This is a genomic window from Rathayibacter sp. VKM Ac-2926, from assembly GCF_022815565.1.
In the GTDB taxonomy this organism is placed as follows: Bacteria; Actinomycetota; Actinomycetes; order Actinomycetales; family Microbacteriaceae; genus Rathayibacter; species Rathayibacter festucae.
Genome location: NZ_JALGRS010000001.1, coordinates 79,642 through 92,087 on the forward strand (window position 1 = coordinate 79,642; position 12,446 = coordinate 92,087).

The window sequence follows — 12,446 nt, forward strand, 5'->3', positions numbered from 1 at the left end:
CCCGCTCACGTCGCTCTCCCCGCTCACGTCGCTCTCCCCGCTCACGTCAGCGTCCAGCGGCGCACGGCGTTCGCCCGGTCGACGAGGCGCAGGCGCTCCTCCTTGTCGCGGGTGGCGGCCGCGAGCGAGCGGTAGGAGGTCTCGAGGCCGTCCCGGAGGGCGGGCTCGGTGGCGTCGATCCCGCCGATCGTCGCGCCCTCGGCGGGCCCGTCGCGGCGGACCAGCTCGAGCGCCGACTCCAGCACCCCCGTCGTCAGCTCGAGCCGGGTCCGCGAGTCGATCGCCACCGTGTCGACACTGGCGAGCGCGGCGGAGAGCGCCGGCAGTCCGCGGCCGGAGCCGGCCAGCAGCTCGGCGCGGCGGCGGCGGGCGTCGACGTAGGAGGAGCGGGTCGGCGTGACGATGTCGAGCGCGTCGAGCGCGCCGTCCAGGTCGGCCCGGTGCTGCCGGACCCGGGCGAGACCGAAGGCGGCCGGCGCGGTGTAGTTGGCGTCGGCACGGGCGCAGATCACGTAGAGCGACTCCGCCACCTCGGGCTCGCCGCTCGACTCGCAGGCCGCGGCGAGCGCGAGCTTCGGCGCGAGCTCGCCCGGCACCTGACCGTAGACGGTGTTGAACGAGGCGCGGGCGCCGATGTCGTCGTGGCGGGCGAGCTGGGCCAGCCCGCTCATCCAGACCGCGCGCCACTCCCAGGGGTCCTCGGTGAGGATCTCGCCGGTCGCGCGGGCGACGTCCTCCCAGCGCTCGGCCTCGATCGCCGCGCGGGCGCGGGCGAGCCGCACCTCGACGGTGACGGTCGGCGCGAGCGCGAGGGCGCGCAGCCGCACGATCGGGTCGGCGACGTTGACGCCCGCGAGCCAGGCGCGGGCCGGGTCCGACTCGTCGGTCTTGAGCCCCGGCAGCGCGTCCCAGGGCAGCGGACGGTCGACCACGTCGGCGACGGGCGCCTCGAAGAGCGCGGACTCGGTCGAGTGCAGCGCGGGGTGACCCGGCCCGCGGTCGGTCGCGACGACCTCGCGCAGCACGCCGAGCAGCTGCCCGCGCATCTCGTCGACGGTGGCGAAGCGGTCCTGCGGGTCGGGCGCGCAGGCCTTCGCGACCAGGCGGTAGAACGAGTCGTACTTCTGGAACAGCGGCGTCTCGGACACCGGCGGCAGCGAGGCGACGTAGGTGGTCTGGTTGCCGCGGAAGTCGAGGACGAGCGAGGCGATCGTCCGCCCGATCGTGTAGACGTCGGAGGCGATCGACGGCCCGAGCTCGGGGACCTCGGGCGCCTGGTAGCCGACCGTGCCGTAGATCGCCGACTCCTCGTCGTCCGCGCGGCGCACCCCGCCGAGGTCGATCAGCTTGACCTGGTCGCCGACCTGGATCATGTTGTCCGGCTTGAAGTCGCAGTAGAGCAGCCCGTGGTCGTGCAGGTAGGCGAAGGCGGGCATCACCTCGAGGACGAAGGCGAGCGCCTGGTCGACGGGCAGCGGATCCGCGGAGCCGCCGTTCGCGTCGCGGCGCTCCTGGAGGATCTGCTTGAGGCTCGGTCCGCCGACGTACTCCATCACGATGTAGCCGGCGCCCTCGTGCAGGACGAAGTTGTAGATCTCGACGATCAGCGGGTGCTCGACCTCGGCGAGGTACTGCCGCTCCGTCACCGCCGCGGCGTACGCGTCCGGGTCGCCGGAGTTGAGCAGGCCCTTGAGCACGACCCAGCGGCCGGAGACGTTGCGGTCGCGGGCGAGGTAGATCCAGCCGAGTCCGCCGTAGGCGAGGCAGCCGACCACCTCGTACTGCCCGCCGACGACGTCGCCCTTCGCCAGCTGCGGCGTGAAGCTGAACGGGGTGCGGCAGTTGGGGCAGAAGCCCTCGGTGCGGCCGGGCTTGCCGTCGCGGCCGCGGCCGACCGCGGTGCCGCAGTTGGAGCAGAAGCGCTTGCGCTCGGGGAGCACCGCCTCCTTCATCAGCGCGGCCATCGGGTCGGCGGCGGGGCGCGAGGGGACGGTCGTCAGCCCGGCGCCGAGCCGCGGTCCGCGCAGGCGGGTGGAGGTGGTGCCGACGCGGCGGGTGGTCTTCGAGCCGGTCTGCGCCGTGCGGGCCGAGCCGAGCGCGGCGGTCGCGAGGCGGGCGGAGGAGGTGCGGCCGCTGCGGGCGGTCGCCGCCTCCTCGGTGCTGGACCCGACCGGGGCCTGCGCGTTCGGCGCGCCCTCGGCGAAGCCGGTGCCGAAGGCGGCGGAGGCGGTGGCGGGAGTGGGGCCGGCCGCGGGAGCGGGGCGGCGCGCGGTGGGAGTGGAGACGGCGGGAGCGGACACCGCGGCCGCCGGCGCCTCCGCCGGCAGCCCGCAGACGTTGCAGTAGCCGTCCTCGATGACGCCGGTGCAGCCCGGGGTCGAGGTGCAGGGGTCGCCGTTCATGAGCTGGCCTTCCGGTGGTGCGAGGGAGACGGGGCGGTGGGCAGATCGCGGGTGACCACGTCGTACTGCTCGACCAGGTGGCGGGCGAGCGGCACCGAGCAGGGCACCGCGTCGAGCGCGGCGCGGACCTCGGCGTCGGCCGCGACGCCGACGGCGGAGGCGGCCCGGCCGTTGGCGGCGGCGCGCTCGCGTAGGGCCCGCAGCCGGAAGCCGAGGGCGGCCCGCTCGCGCAGCGGCGAGGTGTAGGCGGCCTCGACGGCGTCGAACGCCCGGCCGACGGCGGTGAGGCGGGCGAGGTGCGCGTCGAGCGCCTCCCGACCGCTCGGCGGCTCGCCGAGGCGCGAGACGTCGGGCACGGCGAGGCGGGGCGGATCCGCGATCTCGCGGCGGCAGCGGGCGACCAGCTCGCGCAGCGGCGCCTCGCGCAGCTCCGCGGCGGCGGCCAGCTCGCGGGCGCGGACCCGGTCGTGCTCGAGGCCGCGGCGCTCGGATGCGGCGATGATCAGGTCGCGCTCTAGCCGGGCGGAGTCGCTCTCCAGCTGGCCGAGCGGCCCGGACACGTCGGCGCCGCGGCCGGCCTTCTCGGCGAGGGCGTCCAGCCGCGAGCGGAGCACGGCGACGCGCTGGGCGGCGGCCTGGTCGACGGTGCCGCGCGCGTCGCGGGTGAGGTCGCGGCAGCGCTCGATCTCGGCGCGCACCCCGACGATCCGGCCGGCGACGTCGGTGCCGCTCGGGTCGAGCTCCAGGCGCGACTTCAGCTGGCCGATGACGGCGTCGCAGAGCCGGACGGCCTCGACCAGCGAGACGGCGGCACTCCCGCCCGAGCCGGAGGAGTCCAGCCGCCCCCAGATCAGCTGCGACATCCGCTCGCGCGCGACGGCGTCCACGCGGCCGGAGTCCCAGACGACCTCGAGCTCGGCCAGCCGACGGGTGACCGACTCGCGCAGCGACTGCGCGAGGACGACGTCGGCGGTGTAGCTGTCGGCCTGCGGCGAGGCGAGCGCGGCGGCGTCCAGCCGCGAGAGCTCGCGGGTCGTCCGCTCCAGCCAGCGGCCGAGCTGGGCGAGGTAGTCGAAGAGCTCGCGCTGCGGGATCGCCTCGCCCAGGCGCCCCGGAGCGACGGGCGTCCCCTCCGAGACTCCCGCCCCCGAGACCCCCTGCGCGCTCGTCCCGGCCGCCATCAGCGCCCGTACACGGCGGCGGGCGGCGTCGCCGTGCCGAGATCGCCGAGCCAGCGCTGGTAGATGCTCTGCCAGCGGCCGTCCGCGCGGATGCTCTCGAGCGCCGCGTTGACGAAGCGCACGTAGTCGGTGTCGCCGGCCGGCATCCCGAGGCCGTAGGGCTCGGAGCTGAGCTGGTCGCCGATGACCTCGGCGTACGGGTCCTGCGCGACGAAGCCGGCGAGGATCGTGTCGTCGCCGGCGATAGCGTCGACGGAGCCCTCCTGGAACTGCGCGAGGCACTGGGTGTGCGTGTCGGCGGCGACCGCCTCCACGTCGGGGTAGTCGCTCTCGAGCCGGCTGAGCGTGGTGGTGCTGCGCGGCGCGCAGACCTTCGCGCCGGCCAGCTCGTCGATGCTCTTCGCCTTGTTCTTCTCGGAGACGAGCACCTTCAGCCCCGCGGCGTAGTACTCGGAGGAGAAGGCGATGCTGTCCCAGCGGTCGCAGGTCATCGTCAGCGTCCGGGCGACCAGGTCGACCTGCGGCGTCGCGGCGTCGCCGCTGAGGGCGGGCAGGCGCTGAGCCGAGGTGATCACGACGAACTCGATCTCGTCGGGGTTCCCGAGGATCGCGCCGGCGATCTCGCGGGCGATGTCGATGTCGAAGCCCTCGATCGTGCCGGTCAGCGGGTTGCGGGAGGACATCAGCAGGGTGTCGGCCGAGACGCCGACGCGGAGCTTCCCGTTGTCCCGGATCTGCGCGAGGCGGGGGCTGTCGGTGACGCCGGTGGGCGCGTAGGAGGTGACCGCCGAGGGCGAGCACTCGGCCGTGGCCGGAGCGGCGGTCGACGGCGCGGACGCCGTGGGGGTCGGCGTGGTCGCCTCGGTGATGCTGCCGAGGTCGCTCGCGCCGCTGGTGCAGCCGGAGACGGCGAGCACGGTGCCGAGCAGGAGCGCGACGGCGCCCGTGCGCAGGGTGCTGAGGCGGGTCATCGGTACTCCTCCAGTCGCTGCGCGACGCCGCGCCAGGCGAGCAGGGCGCCCACCAGGCCGGCGGCGAGCAGTATCCAGGAGGCGATCGAGGCGGTCGCGCTCCCGTCGTCGAGTTCGGTGCGGGTCGCGTTCGTGTCGTCGACGATCGCCGTGCGCGCATCGTTCGCGAAGGCGGTGAACGCGCCGTTGGCGGTGCCGTCCCCGGTGGCGGTGGCGAGCTTCACCGCCTCGTCCCAGTTCCCGCCGTCGTCCTGATCGCGGATCGCCGCGTGCAGATCGAGCCACGCGTTCAGCTCCGTCAGCAGCGCCCCGTCGACGATGCCGTCGTCGACTCCGGCCTGCAGACGGTCGCCCGCGTCCTTCGCCGCCGCCTGGAACTCCGCCTCGAGCGCCGCTCCCGAGCCGCGCTTGATCAGCGTGAAGCTCTCCAGCGACTTCGCGTCGCTCGCCGCCGTGAGCGCCTGCGAGACGACGAGGGTCGCCTGGTAGGAGTCGGCGCGCACCGCCGCCGCGCGCCCGCCGATCGAGCCGAGCAGGATCGTGCCGCCGATCCCGACCAGCAGCAGCAGTCCGGTGGCGGTCGCGAGCGGCCGGTTGAGGTAGCGGTGCGTCCTGCGCGCCAGCCAGACCTGCGCCGCGACGAGCAGGAGCAGCATCGCGAGCGAGCCGATCAGCAGCAGCACGCTGAAGCGCACGGTGTCGTAGGCGGCGGCGACGCGGTCCGCCCCGCGGGTGACCAGCCCGTTGAGATCCGTGAGGATCCCCTTCTCGGCATCGGTCAGCTGCGCCGAGGCCTGGTCGAGGTACGCCGAGCCGACCGGGAAGCCCTGCCGGTTGTTGGCGCGGGCCTGCTCGATCAGTCCGCTGTAGGTGGTCAGCTTGGTGGCGACCTTCGCGAGGGTCTCGGCGTCGTCGGGCTGCGTCGCGGCGAGCCGGGCGATCCGCGAGGACGCGCCGGCGAGGTTGTCCACGTAGGTCTGGCGCTGCTCCGCGGGCTCGAGACCGCCGACCAGGAAGGTGTTCGCCGCGATCGCGTTGGCGTCGACGAGCAGGTTCCGCACGTCCTGCACGCCGATCAGCTGGGCGGCCTGCTCGCGGGCCTCCTGCGCGGCGCGCGCCTGCAGCGACGCGGCCTGCTGGGCGAAGACACCGAACAGCACGGCGGCGAGCGCCGTCAGCACCAGCAGCAGGCGGAGGGTGCGCGGAGTGGTCGAGGTCGCGCGGGCGAGGAGGGTCGGTCGCCGAGCGGCAGACGCAGTCTGCGCGGGTGCGGGCGGAGCCGGCGGCGCGGCAGTGGCGATGCTCATGCGATCTCCTCGGTCGATGCGTCGGTCTCGGACTCCGCTGCCGGGGACTCCGCGTCCGGCAGCTCCGCCTCCACGACGTCCTCCGCCTCCAGGGTCCGCAGCTCGTCGAGCGTCGGCTCCTCGGTGTCGCGCAGGCGCCAGGCGTGACGCGCGATGGCCGCGTCGAGCACGTTGCGCACCCAGCGCCCGTTGCCGAACGCCTCGGTGCGCTCCTGCGCGGCGGCGACGTCGGCGAAGGCGGCGACCGCCTCCTCCGTCGGGGTGAAGTCGGCGGCGGCGGCGAGGCGCGCGAAGATCGCGGAGAGCTCCTCGTCGCTGTAGTCCGCGAAGTCGATGGTGGTGGAGAAGCGGCTCGCGAGCCCGGGGTTGGTGTCGAGGAAGCCCTGCATCGGCCCGGAGTAGCCCGCCACGATGACGACCAGGTCGCCGCGGTGGTCCTCCATGTCCTTGACCAGGGTGGTCACCGCCTCCGCGCCGTACTGGTCGAGCGCGAGCGCGTAGGCCTCGTCGATGAAGAGCACGCCTCCGCGGGCCGAGGCGATCACCTCGGCGGTCTTCATCGAGGTCTGGCCGAGGTAGCCGGCCACCAGCTCGGAGCGGTCGACCTCGACGAGCACGCCCTTCGAGAGGATGCCGAGCGAGCGGTAGATCCGCGAGACGAGGCGGGCGACGGTGGTCTTGCCGGTGCCCGGGTTGCCGGTGAAGACGAGGTGCCGGGTGAGCGTCGGCGTGGTCAGCCCCGCGGCCTGGCGCAGCGTGTCGATCCGAAGCAGCTGGGTCTGCCGCTTGATCTCGCTCTTCACCCGGTCGAGGCCGATCAGCGCGTCGAGCTCGGCGAGCAGGTCCTCGATCGCCTCCGGCGGCTCGAGCGGCTCGGGCTCGGGTTCCGGCGCAACAACCGCTGGCGGAGCCGAGGCGGTCGGCGCCCCCGGCTCGTCCTGCGGCCCGTCGTGCTCGGTCCGCCGCAGCCGCGCGAGGATCTCGTCGACCCCCGGCACTCCGGCAGGAAGATCGCGCCGGAGTTCGGGCGCGGAGGACCCGGCCGGCGAAGCCGCCGCTCCCTGCACCTCCCCCCGCTGCGCCGCCGCCGTCGCCGACGCCGCCGCGATCCCGCCGATGCCCGGCTGCCCGAGCGAGCTCGCCGCGGATACGACCTCGGTCAGCGCCCGCGCATACGCCCCGGCCTGCTCCGAGCGCGCCGCGACCAGCCCGGCGAGCAGATCGGTCGGCGAGCTGCGCCAGCGCCGCGCGCTCGACGCCGCGGCGAAGAACGCCTCGAGTCCGCCGGTGGTCCCGGTCTCGGCGAGCCAGTCCTGCCCCGCCCCGGTGATCGACTCCGCGACCGCCGCCGCGAGCCGGGCGCCCTCGGCGCGCACGGCGGCGCCGTCGAGCCCGGCGGCGGCTCCGACCAGGACGAGCGCGTCGAGCGACGCCGGCAGCGTGCTCACGAGGCGCTCGGCGGGGTCAGCGAGCCGGGGGCGGCGGGGCTCGAGGACGCGGGCGGCGCGTCGAGCCCGCTCGACAGCGACGACTCCGTGAACTTCTCGGCGAGGAACTGCCCGTGCGCGATCAGCGCCGAGGCGTCCTGCCGCGAGACGGCGTCGGAGATCCGGTCGAGGGTGCCCCCGAGCAGGTCGAGCTGGTCGCAGAGGATCATCAGCGAGGTCTTCCCCTTGTAGACGGCGCGGCGGTCGGCGAAGTCGCGCGGCAGTCGCAGGTAGCCCTCGACCGCCTCGGGCAGATAGCTGGTGGCCGTCGCGACGACGGTGTGGCCCTGCCGGCTCATCCCGCCGAGGCGGTCCAGGCGCGGCACCATCTCACGCACCGTCTCGTCGACCCGGCGGATGCGGGCCGCGACGATCGCCGGGACCTTGCCCGCGGTCTCCGCCGCGACCCGGTCGAGCGCCGCGAGGATGTCGTCGCTGGACGGCACGCGCGGGAGTGCGGGCGCGGTCTCCTCCGGCACCGGATCGGTGCCGCCGAACAGGCGGGAGAGCCAGCCCATCGGCTAGCGGCCGAGATCGAGCGAGGAGGCCGCGTCGATGTCGGAGTTGCTGCGCCGGGTCCGCTCGACGTACTCGCCGGCCTTCGCGGTCTCGACCTGGAGGACGCCGACGGTCTGCGCCATGCTGTCGAGCGCCTTGATCTTGAAGTCCGAGATCGAGTCCATGGTCTGGTAGATGTTCGCGAACGCGGCCTGCAGCTGCGGGAGCCCGACCGTCGCCGACGCCGCCTGCGACTGGATGCTCGCGGACTGCTCGGCGAGCATCCGCGACGTCGCCTCGATCATGTTCGAGGTCGTCGTGTTGAGCGCGGTGATCTGGTCGAGCACGAGCCGCTGGTTGGCGAGCGCCTGCGCGACGATGACCGCCGTGCGCAGCGCCGACACGGTCGTCGTGGTCGCGCGGTCGACGCCCTTGATCAGCTCGACGTTGTTCTTGATCACGACGTCGATCGCCAGGTAGCCCTGGATCGAGACGGCCAGCTGGGTCAGCAGGTCCTGGTGCTTCTGCCGCGCGTAGAAGAGGACGTCCTCGCGCAGCGCCCGGGCGCGGCCCGGGTCGGTCGCGTCGAGCTCGGCGATCTTCGCGGACAGCTTCACGTCGAGCCGCTCGGCGACGTAGATGTACTCGTTGAGGCGCGTCATCGTGTCCCAGAGGTTCTGCTTCTCCAGGTTCAGCGCCGCGTTGTCCTTCCGGAGCTCGTCCTGGCCGTCGTAGAGCGCCTGGATGATCGCGTTGAGGTGCGACTGCGCGCTTTCGTAGCGGCGGAAGTAGTCGGTGATCTTGTTGCCGAAGGGGATGAAGCCGAGGATCTTCTTCTGGATGTTGTCCTCGGAGGGGTCGAGGTCCTCGACCGTGCGGCGCAGCTCCAGCAGTGTCTTGCCGATGTTCGAGCCCTCGGAGAGCCCGCCCTCCTGCAGCGCCCGGACGGGCGTCTTCAGCAGTCGGTTCGAGGAGTCGGCGGCCGAGCGGATGTCGGCGTCGCCCATCGTGCGGATGTCGTTGGCCTTCGCCGCGAACTCGGGGCTGCGCGCCTCCGCGGACATCAGCGACGCGAGGTAGCCGTCGACCTTCGCCTCGAGCCCGGGCAGCGCCTGCTCGGGCACCTTCGGCGCGATCGACGGCGCCGAGGTGGTCGCGACGGCGGCGACGGGCTCGGGCGGCGTGAGCGAGAGAGCGTTCTGGGGCGGCTGCAGGGCCTCGGTCATCGGGGGATCCTCACCGTAACGGGCGCGCACCGTGACCGGCGCTCGGCGCCGACTGGACGAACGTGGCCCCAGCATATCGCCGGGGAGTGAGCGCTCCCTCAGACTCCCGCGGGCCGCCGCCGGAGCGTGGCGACCGCGACTCCGCCCAGCGCGATCGCGCCGCCGATCAGCGCGGCGGCCGGCGGGGTCTCGGCGAGCAGGAGCCAGGACAGCAGCACCACGACGGCCGGGACCGCGTAGGTGGTGGCGGCCGTGCGGCCGGCGCTGGAGCGGGAGAGGACGTAGCCCCAGGTGGTGAAGGCGACGGCCGTCGGGAAGACGCCGAGGTAGACGACGGCGGCGATCGAGGAGGCGGGCGCGGCCTGCAGCGAGGCGAGCAGCTCCGGGGCGAACGGCAGGCAGGCGACGGTGGCGGCCAGGCAGCCGATCCAGGTCATCGTCATCGCGTCGACGTGCCCGAGCAGGCGCTTCTGCAGCGTCGCGGCGCTGCCGTAGAGGACCGCGGCGGCGAGGCCGAGGACGACGCCGATCACGTCGAACTGCCCCGAGGAGGTCGAGAACGCGATGACCGCGACTCCGGCGAGCGCCACCGCCATGCCGCCGAGCAGCCGCCGCGGGAAGCCCTCGCCGAGGAGGAGGCCCGCGAGGACCGCGGTGATCATCGGCGCGATGTTGACCAGGAGCGCCGCGGTGCCGGCGTCGACGTGCCGCTCGGCCGCGTTGAGCGCGAGGTTGTAGACGCCGAACCAGGCGACGCCCCAGACGAGCACGAGCAGGAGGATCCGGCCGCGCGGCACCCGGCTGCGCTCCGGCCGGACGCCGCGGCGGCGCGCCGTGATCACCAGGCGCACCACCGTCAGCGCGATCGAGCCGACGACGATCCGGCCGAGGGTGAGGGCGCCGGGGCCGAAGTCGTCCGCGGCGAAGCGGATCCCGACGAAGGCCGAGGCCCAGAGCAGCACCGTCACCGCGATCGCCGACCAGAGCAGGACCGCGTCGCGGCGGCTCGGGGCGGCGGTGGTGCGGGAGGGCGCGGTGCTCGTCATGGACTCATCGTGGCGGGACGGCGGGCGTCAGCACCAGTCCACGGTTCTACCGGATCGTGCAGTGCGGCTTCATGATCGCTAGGGTCGGCTCATGCTCGACGTCCAGCGCCTCCGCATCCTCCGCGCCGTCGTCGCGGCCGGTTCGATCGTCGGAGCCGCGTCGTCGCTCGGCTACACGCCCTCGGCGATCAGTCAGCACCTCGCCGCGCTGCAGCGCGAGACCGGGCTGACCCTGCTCGAGCGGGTCGGTCGCGGGGTCCGGCCGACCGCCGCGGGCCGCACCCTCGCCGAGCAGGCCGACCGGGTGCTGGAGCGGCTCGGCGAGGCGGAGGCGGTCGTCGCCGACCTGCGCGCGGGCCGGGCCGGGCGGCTCTCGATGACCTACTTCGCCTCCGTCGGCAGCGCCTGGATGCCCGAGGTGGCGCGGCGGCTGATCGCCGGCTTCCCGCAGCTGGCGCTCGATCTGCGTCTGGGCGAGGAGGTGGCGGAGGACCCGGCGGAGCGGCCGGACGTCCAGCTGCTGGTCGCGGAGCCGGGTGGGTCGGCGGACTCCCCCGGCTTCACGGCGCACCATCTGATCGACGACCCGTATCTCGCCGTGCTGAGCCGGTCGCACCCGCTCGCCGGGCGCGCCGAGATCGAGCTGGCCGAGATCGCGGGCGACCGGTGGATCGACAACGACCTGCCGACGGGCTGGTGCCGCCGGACCCTCGTCGACGCGTGCGCGGCGGCGGGCTTCACACCGCGCTTCCGCGTGCAGGCGAACGATCACGTGACGGCGGTCGCCTTCGTGGCGGCGGGGATGGGGCTCACGGTGCTGCCGGCGCTGGCCGCCCAGCCCCTCCCGGCCGGGCTCGTGGCGGTGCCGCTGGTGCGGCCGCGCCCGCTGCGGTCGATCCACGCGGTGGTGCGCGGGTCGGTGGCGTCGTCCGCGCCGGTGCGCGTCGCGGTCGCGGCGCTGGTCGAGCTCGCAGGAGCCGGCTCCGGGCGGTGAATCGCGCCGCGGATGCCGCGGGGCGCGCCGATACTGCGCTGCACAGGCCGGTTCGCAGCAGCGGGGAGCACGATGGCCGCGTGACCTCCGTCGAATCCGTGACCCGCTCCGCGCCCGCGCTCGGCGGGCCGCGCATCCTCCGCCAGCGCTGGACCGAGGCCGCCTTCCTGCACTGGCGCGTCGACCCGGCGCTGGTCGCCCCGCACCTGCCGCCCGGAGTGCGCCCGGACGAGCACGACGGCGCCTCCTGGGTGGGCCTCATCCCGTTCCGGCTGTCGCGGACGGCGTTCCTCGGCGGGCCGCGCGTGCCGTGGCTGGGCACCTTCCCCGAGGTGAACGTGCGGCTCTACTCGATCGACCGGCACGGGCGACGCGGAGTCGTCTTCGTCTCGCTCGAGGCCTCGCACCTGCTCCCGGTGCTGACCGCGCAGGCCGTCTTCGGACTGCCCTACCGCTGGGCGCGGATGGGGATCGAGCACCGCCACGGCGCGGTCATCTACACGACCGAGCGGATCGGCGACCCCGCCGCGCGCTCGCGGATCGTGGTGCGGCCGACCCCGGCCACCGACGCGTCCGAGGACCCGCTCGCCGGCTTCCTGACCTCGCGCTGGGCCTACCACGAGCGCCACCTGGGCTCGACCTGGTACGGCCGCAACCTGCACCGGCCGTGGCCGCTGCAGCGCGCGGAGCTGCTCGCGCTCGACGACGGGCTCCTCGAGGTCGCCGGCTTCCCGGGGCTGGCGACGCGGGCTCCGGACTCGGTGCTGTACTCCCCGGGAGTGGAGACGGTGTTCACGGTGCCGCGGCGGGTCTGAGGCGGGCGCCCGTACCCTGACGGCATGCATCCGTCCGCGACCGTTCCGCTCCGCCTGATCGGCGCGCTCGCTGCGCTGCTGACGCTGGGCGGCTGCACGACCGGTGGGTCGCCGGGCCCTGTCGGGACCGCGGCCTGCGTGCCGCTCGTGCGGGTCGAGCCGGCGGTCGTCGCTCCGGGCGGGACGGTGACGGTGGTGGTGAACGACGATTGCGATCGGGACGCTCCGGACGGCGGCTGGGTCGTGGTCGCGGCGCCGGTGGGGCCGGGTGAGGAGGACCGGGTCCGGGTGGGCGTCGACGGTCGGCTCTCGGAGGGGTTCTCGGCCGAGGTGCGGATTCCGGAGGACTTCCCCGTCGGCGAGGCCTTCGCAGGGATCGACGCGTGGGACTTCTCGGCGTGCTCCGACGGCGCGAGCTGCGCGAGCCCGATCGGGGGCTTCCGGGTCGCGATCGGCGGGTGACGACGGCTCCGGAGTGGTGCGGCGCTCCTCCACAGGATCGACTTCGGCGAGTTCTCC

Annotated in this window: 11 protein-coding genes; 3 read left to right on the forward strand and 8 right to left on the reverse strand. The window is 74.4% G+C overall.

Going from position 1 to position 12,446, the window contains the following annotated elements; all coding sequences use genetic code 11:
* Positions 1-41 precede the first annotated feature (41 nt).
* From MT351_RS00395 to MT351_RS00430, 8 genes are all read right to left on the reverse strand, one after another.
* Positions 42-2,402, reverse strand: coding sequence for a serine/threonine-protein kinase (locus tag MT351_RS00395; RefSeq protein ID WP_132434744.1), 2,361 nt, complete (start codon positions 2,400-2,402; stop codon positions 42-44).
* Complete coding sequence (locus MT351_RS00400) at positions 2,399-3,583, reverse strand: hypothetical protein (RefSeq protein WP_132434746.1); 1,185 nt, start codon at positions 3,581-3,583, stop codon at positions 2,399-2,401. The genes MT351_RS00395 and MT351_RS00400 overlap by 4 nt, the downstream gene beginning before the upstream one ends.
* Positions 3,583-4,554: a glutamate ABC transporter substrate-binding protein gene (locus MT351_RS00405; protein ID WP_132434748.1), complete on the reverse strand. Its 972-nt coding sequence runs from the start codon at positions 4,552-4,554 to the stop codon at positions 3,583-3,585. Before MT351_RS00405 ends, MT351_RS00400 begins: the two co-directional genes overlap by 1 nt.
* The gene (locus MT351_RS00410) at positions 4,551-5,861 is read right to left on the reverse strand and encodes a hypothetical protein (protein ID WP_123734943.1); all 1,311 of its coding nucleotides are present in this window, start codon (positions 5,859-5,861) and stop codon (positions 4,551-4,553) included. Before MT351_RS00410 ends, MT351_RS00405 begins: the two co-directional genes overlap by 4 nt.
* Complete coding sequence (locus tag MT351_RS00415; RefSeq protein WP_243580977.1) at positions 5,858-7,309, reverse strand: AAA family ATPase; 1,452 nt, start codon at positions 7,307-7,309, stop codon at positions 5,858-5,860. Before MT351_RS00415 ends, MT351_RS00410 begins: the two co-directional genes overlap by 4 nt.
* Positions 7,306-7,866, reverse strand: a complete 561-nt coding sequence (locus MT351_RS00420) for a hypothetical protein (RefSeq protein WP_185020075.1) — start codon at positions 7,864-7,866, stop codon at positions 7,306-7,308. The genes MT351_RS00415 and MT351_RS00420 overlap by 4 nt, the downstream gene beginning before the upstream one ends.
* 3 nt (positions 7,867-7,869) lie before the next feature.
* Positions 7,870-9,072: a toxic anion resistance protein gene (locus MT351_RS00425; protein WP_243580978.1), complete on the reverse strand. Its 1,203-nt coding sequence runs from the start codon at positions 9,070-9,072 to the stop codon at positions 7,870-7,872.
* 98 nt (positions 9,073-9,170) lie between these two features.
* Positions 9,171-10,118, reverse strand: a complete 948-nt coding sequence (locus tag MT351_RS00430) for a DMT family transporter (protein ID WP_123734941.1) — start codon at positions 10,116-10,118, stop codon at positions 9,171-9,173.
* A gap of 91 nt (positions 10,119-10,209) precedes the next feature.
* Here MT351_RS00430 and MT351_RS00435 point away from each other — a divergent pair, with 91 nt between their 5' ends.
* The 3 genes from MT351_RS00435 (at position 10,210) to MT351_RS00445 (ending at position 12,389) form a co-directional block, all read left to right on the forward strand.
* Positions 10,210-11,112, forward strand: coding sequence for a LysR family transcriptional regulator (locus MT351_RS00435; RefSeq protein ID WP_123734940.1), 903 nt, complete (start codon positions 10,210-10,212; stop codon positions 11,110-11,112).
* Between the two features lie 80 nt (positions 11,113-11,192).
* The gene (locus MT351_RS00440) at positions 11,193-11,927 is read left to right on the forward strand and encodes a YqjF family protein (protein ID WP_221181079.1); all 735 of its coding nucleotides are present in this window, start codon (positions 11,193-11,195) and stop codon (positions 11,925-11,927) included.
* A 24-nt stretch (positions 11,928-11,951) separates the two neighbouring features.
* A complete protein-coding gene (locus MT351_RS00445; RefSeq protein ID WP_123734939.1) occupies positions 11,952-12,389 on the forward strand; it encodes a hypothetical protein in 438 nt (145 codons plus the stop codon).
* The last annotated feature ends 57 nt before the right edge of the window (positions 12,390-12,446 follow it).

Coding starts and splice junctions, on each gene's coding strand:
- MT351_RS00400 (WP_132434746.1), bottom strand. CDS start 3,583: ATGGCGGCCGGGACGAGCGCGCAGGGGGTCTCGGGGGCGGGAGTCTCG.
- MT351_RS00420 (WP_185020075.1), bottom strand. CDS start 7,866: ATGGGCTGGCTCTCCCGCCTGTTCGGCGGCACCGATCCGGTGCCGGAG.
- MT351_RS00410 (WP_123734943.1), bottom strand. CDS start 5,861: ATGAGCATCGCCACTGCCGCGCCGCCGGCTCCGCCCGCACCCGCGCAG.
- MT351_RS00395 (WP_132434744.1), bottom strand. CDS start 2,402: ATGAACGGCGACCCCTGCACCTCGACCCCGGGCTGCACCGGCGTCATC.
- MT351_RS00445 (WP_123734939.1), top strand. CDS start 11,952: ATGCATCCGTCCGCGACCGTTCCGCTCCGCCTGATCGGCGCGCTCGCT.
- MT351_RS00435 (WP_123734940.1), top strand. CDS start 10,210: ATGCTCGACGTCCAGCGCCTCCGCATCCTCCGCGCCGTCGTCGCGGCC.
- MT351_RS00405 (WP_132434748.1), bottom strand. CDS start 4,554: ATGACCCGCCTCAGCACCCTGCGCACGGGCGCCGTCGCGCTCCTGCTC.
- MT351_RS00430 (WP_123734941.1), bottom strand. CDS start 10,118: ATGACGAGCACCGCGCCCTCCCGCACCACCGCCGCCCCGAGCCGCCGC.
- MT351_RS00425 (WP_243580978.1), bottom strand. CDS start 9,072: ATGACCGAGGCCCTGCAGCCGCCCCAGAACGCTCTCTCGCTCACGCCG.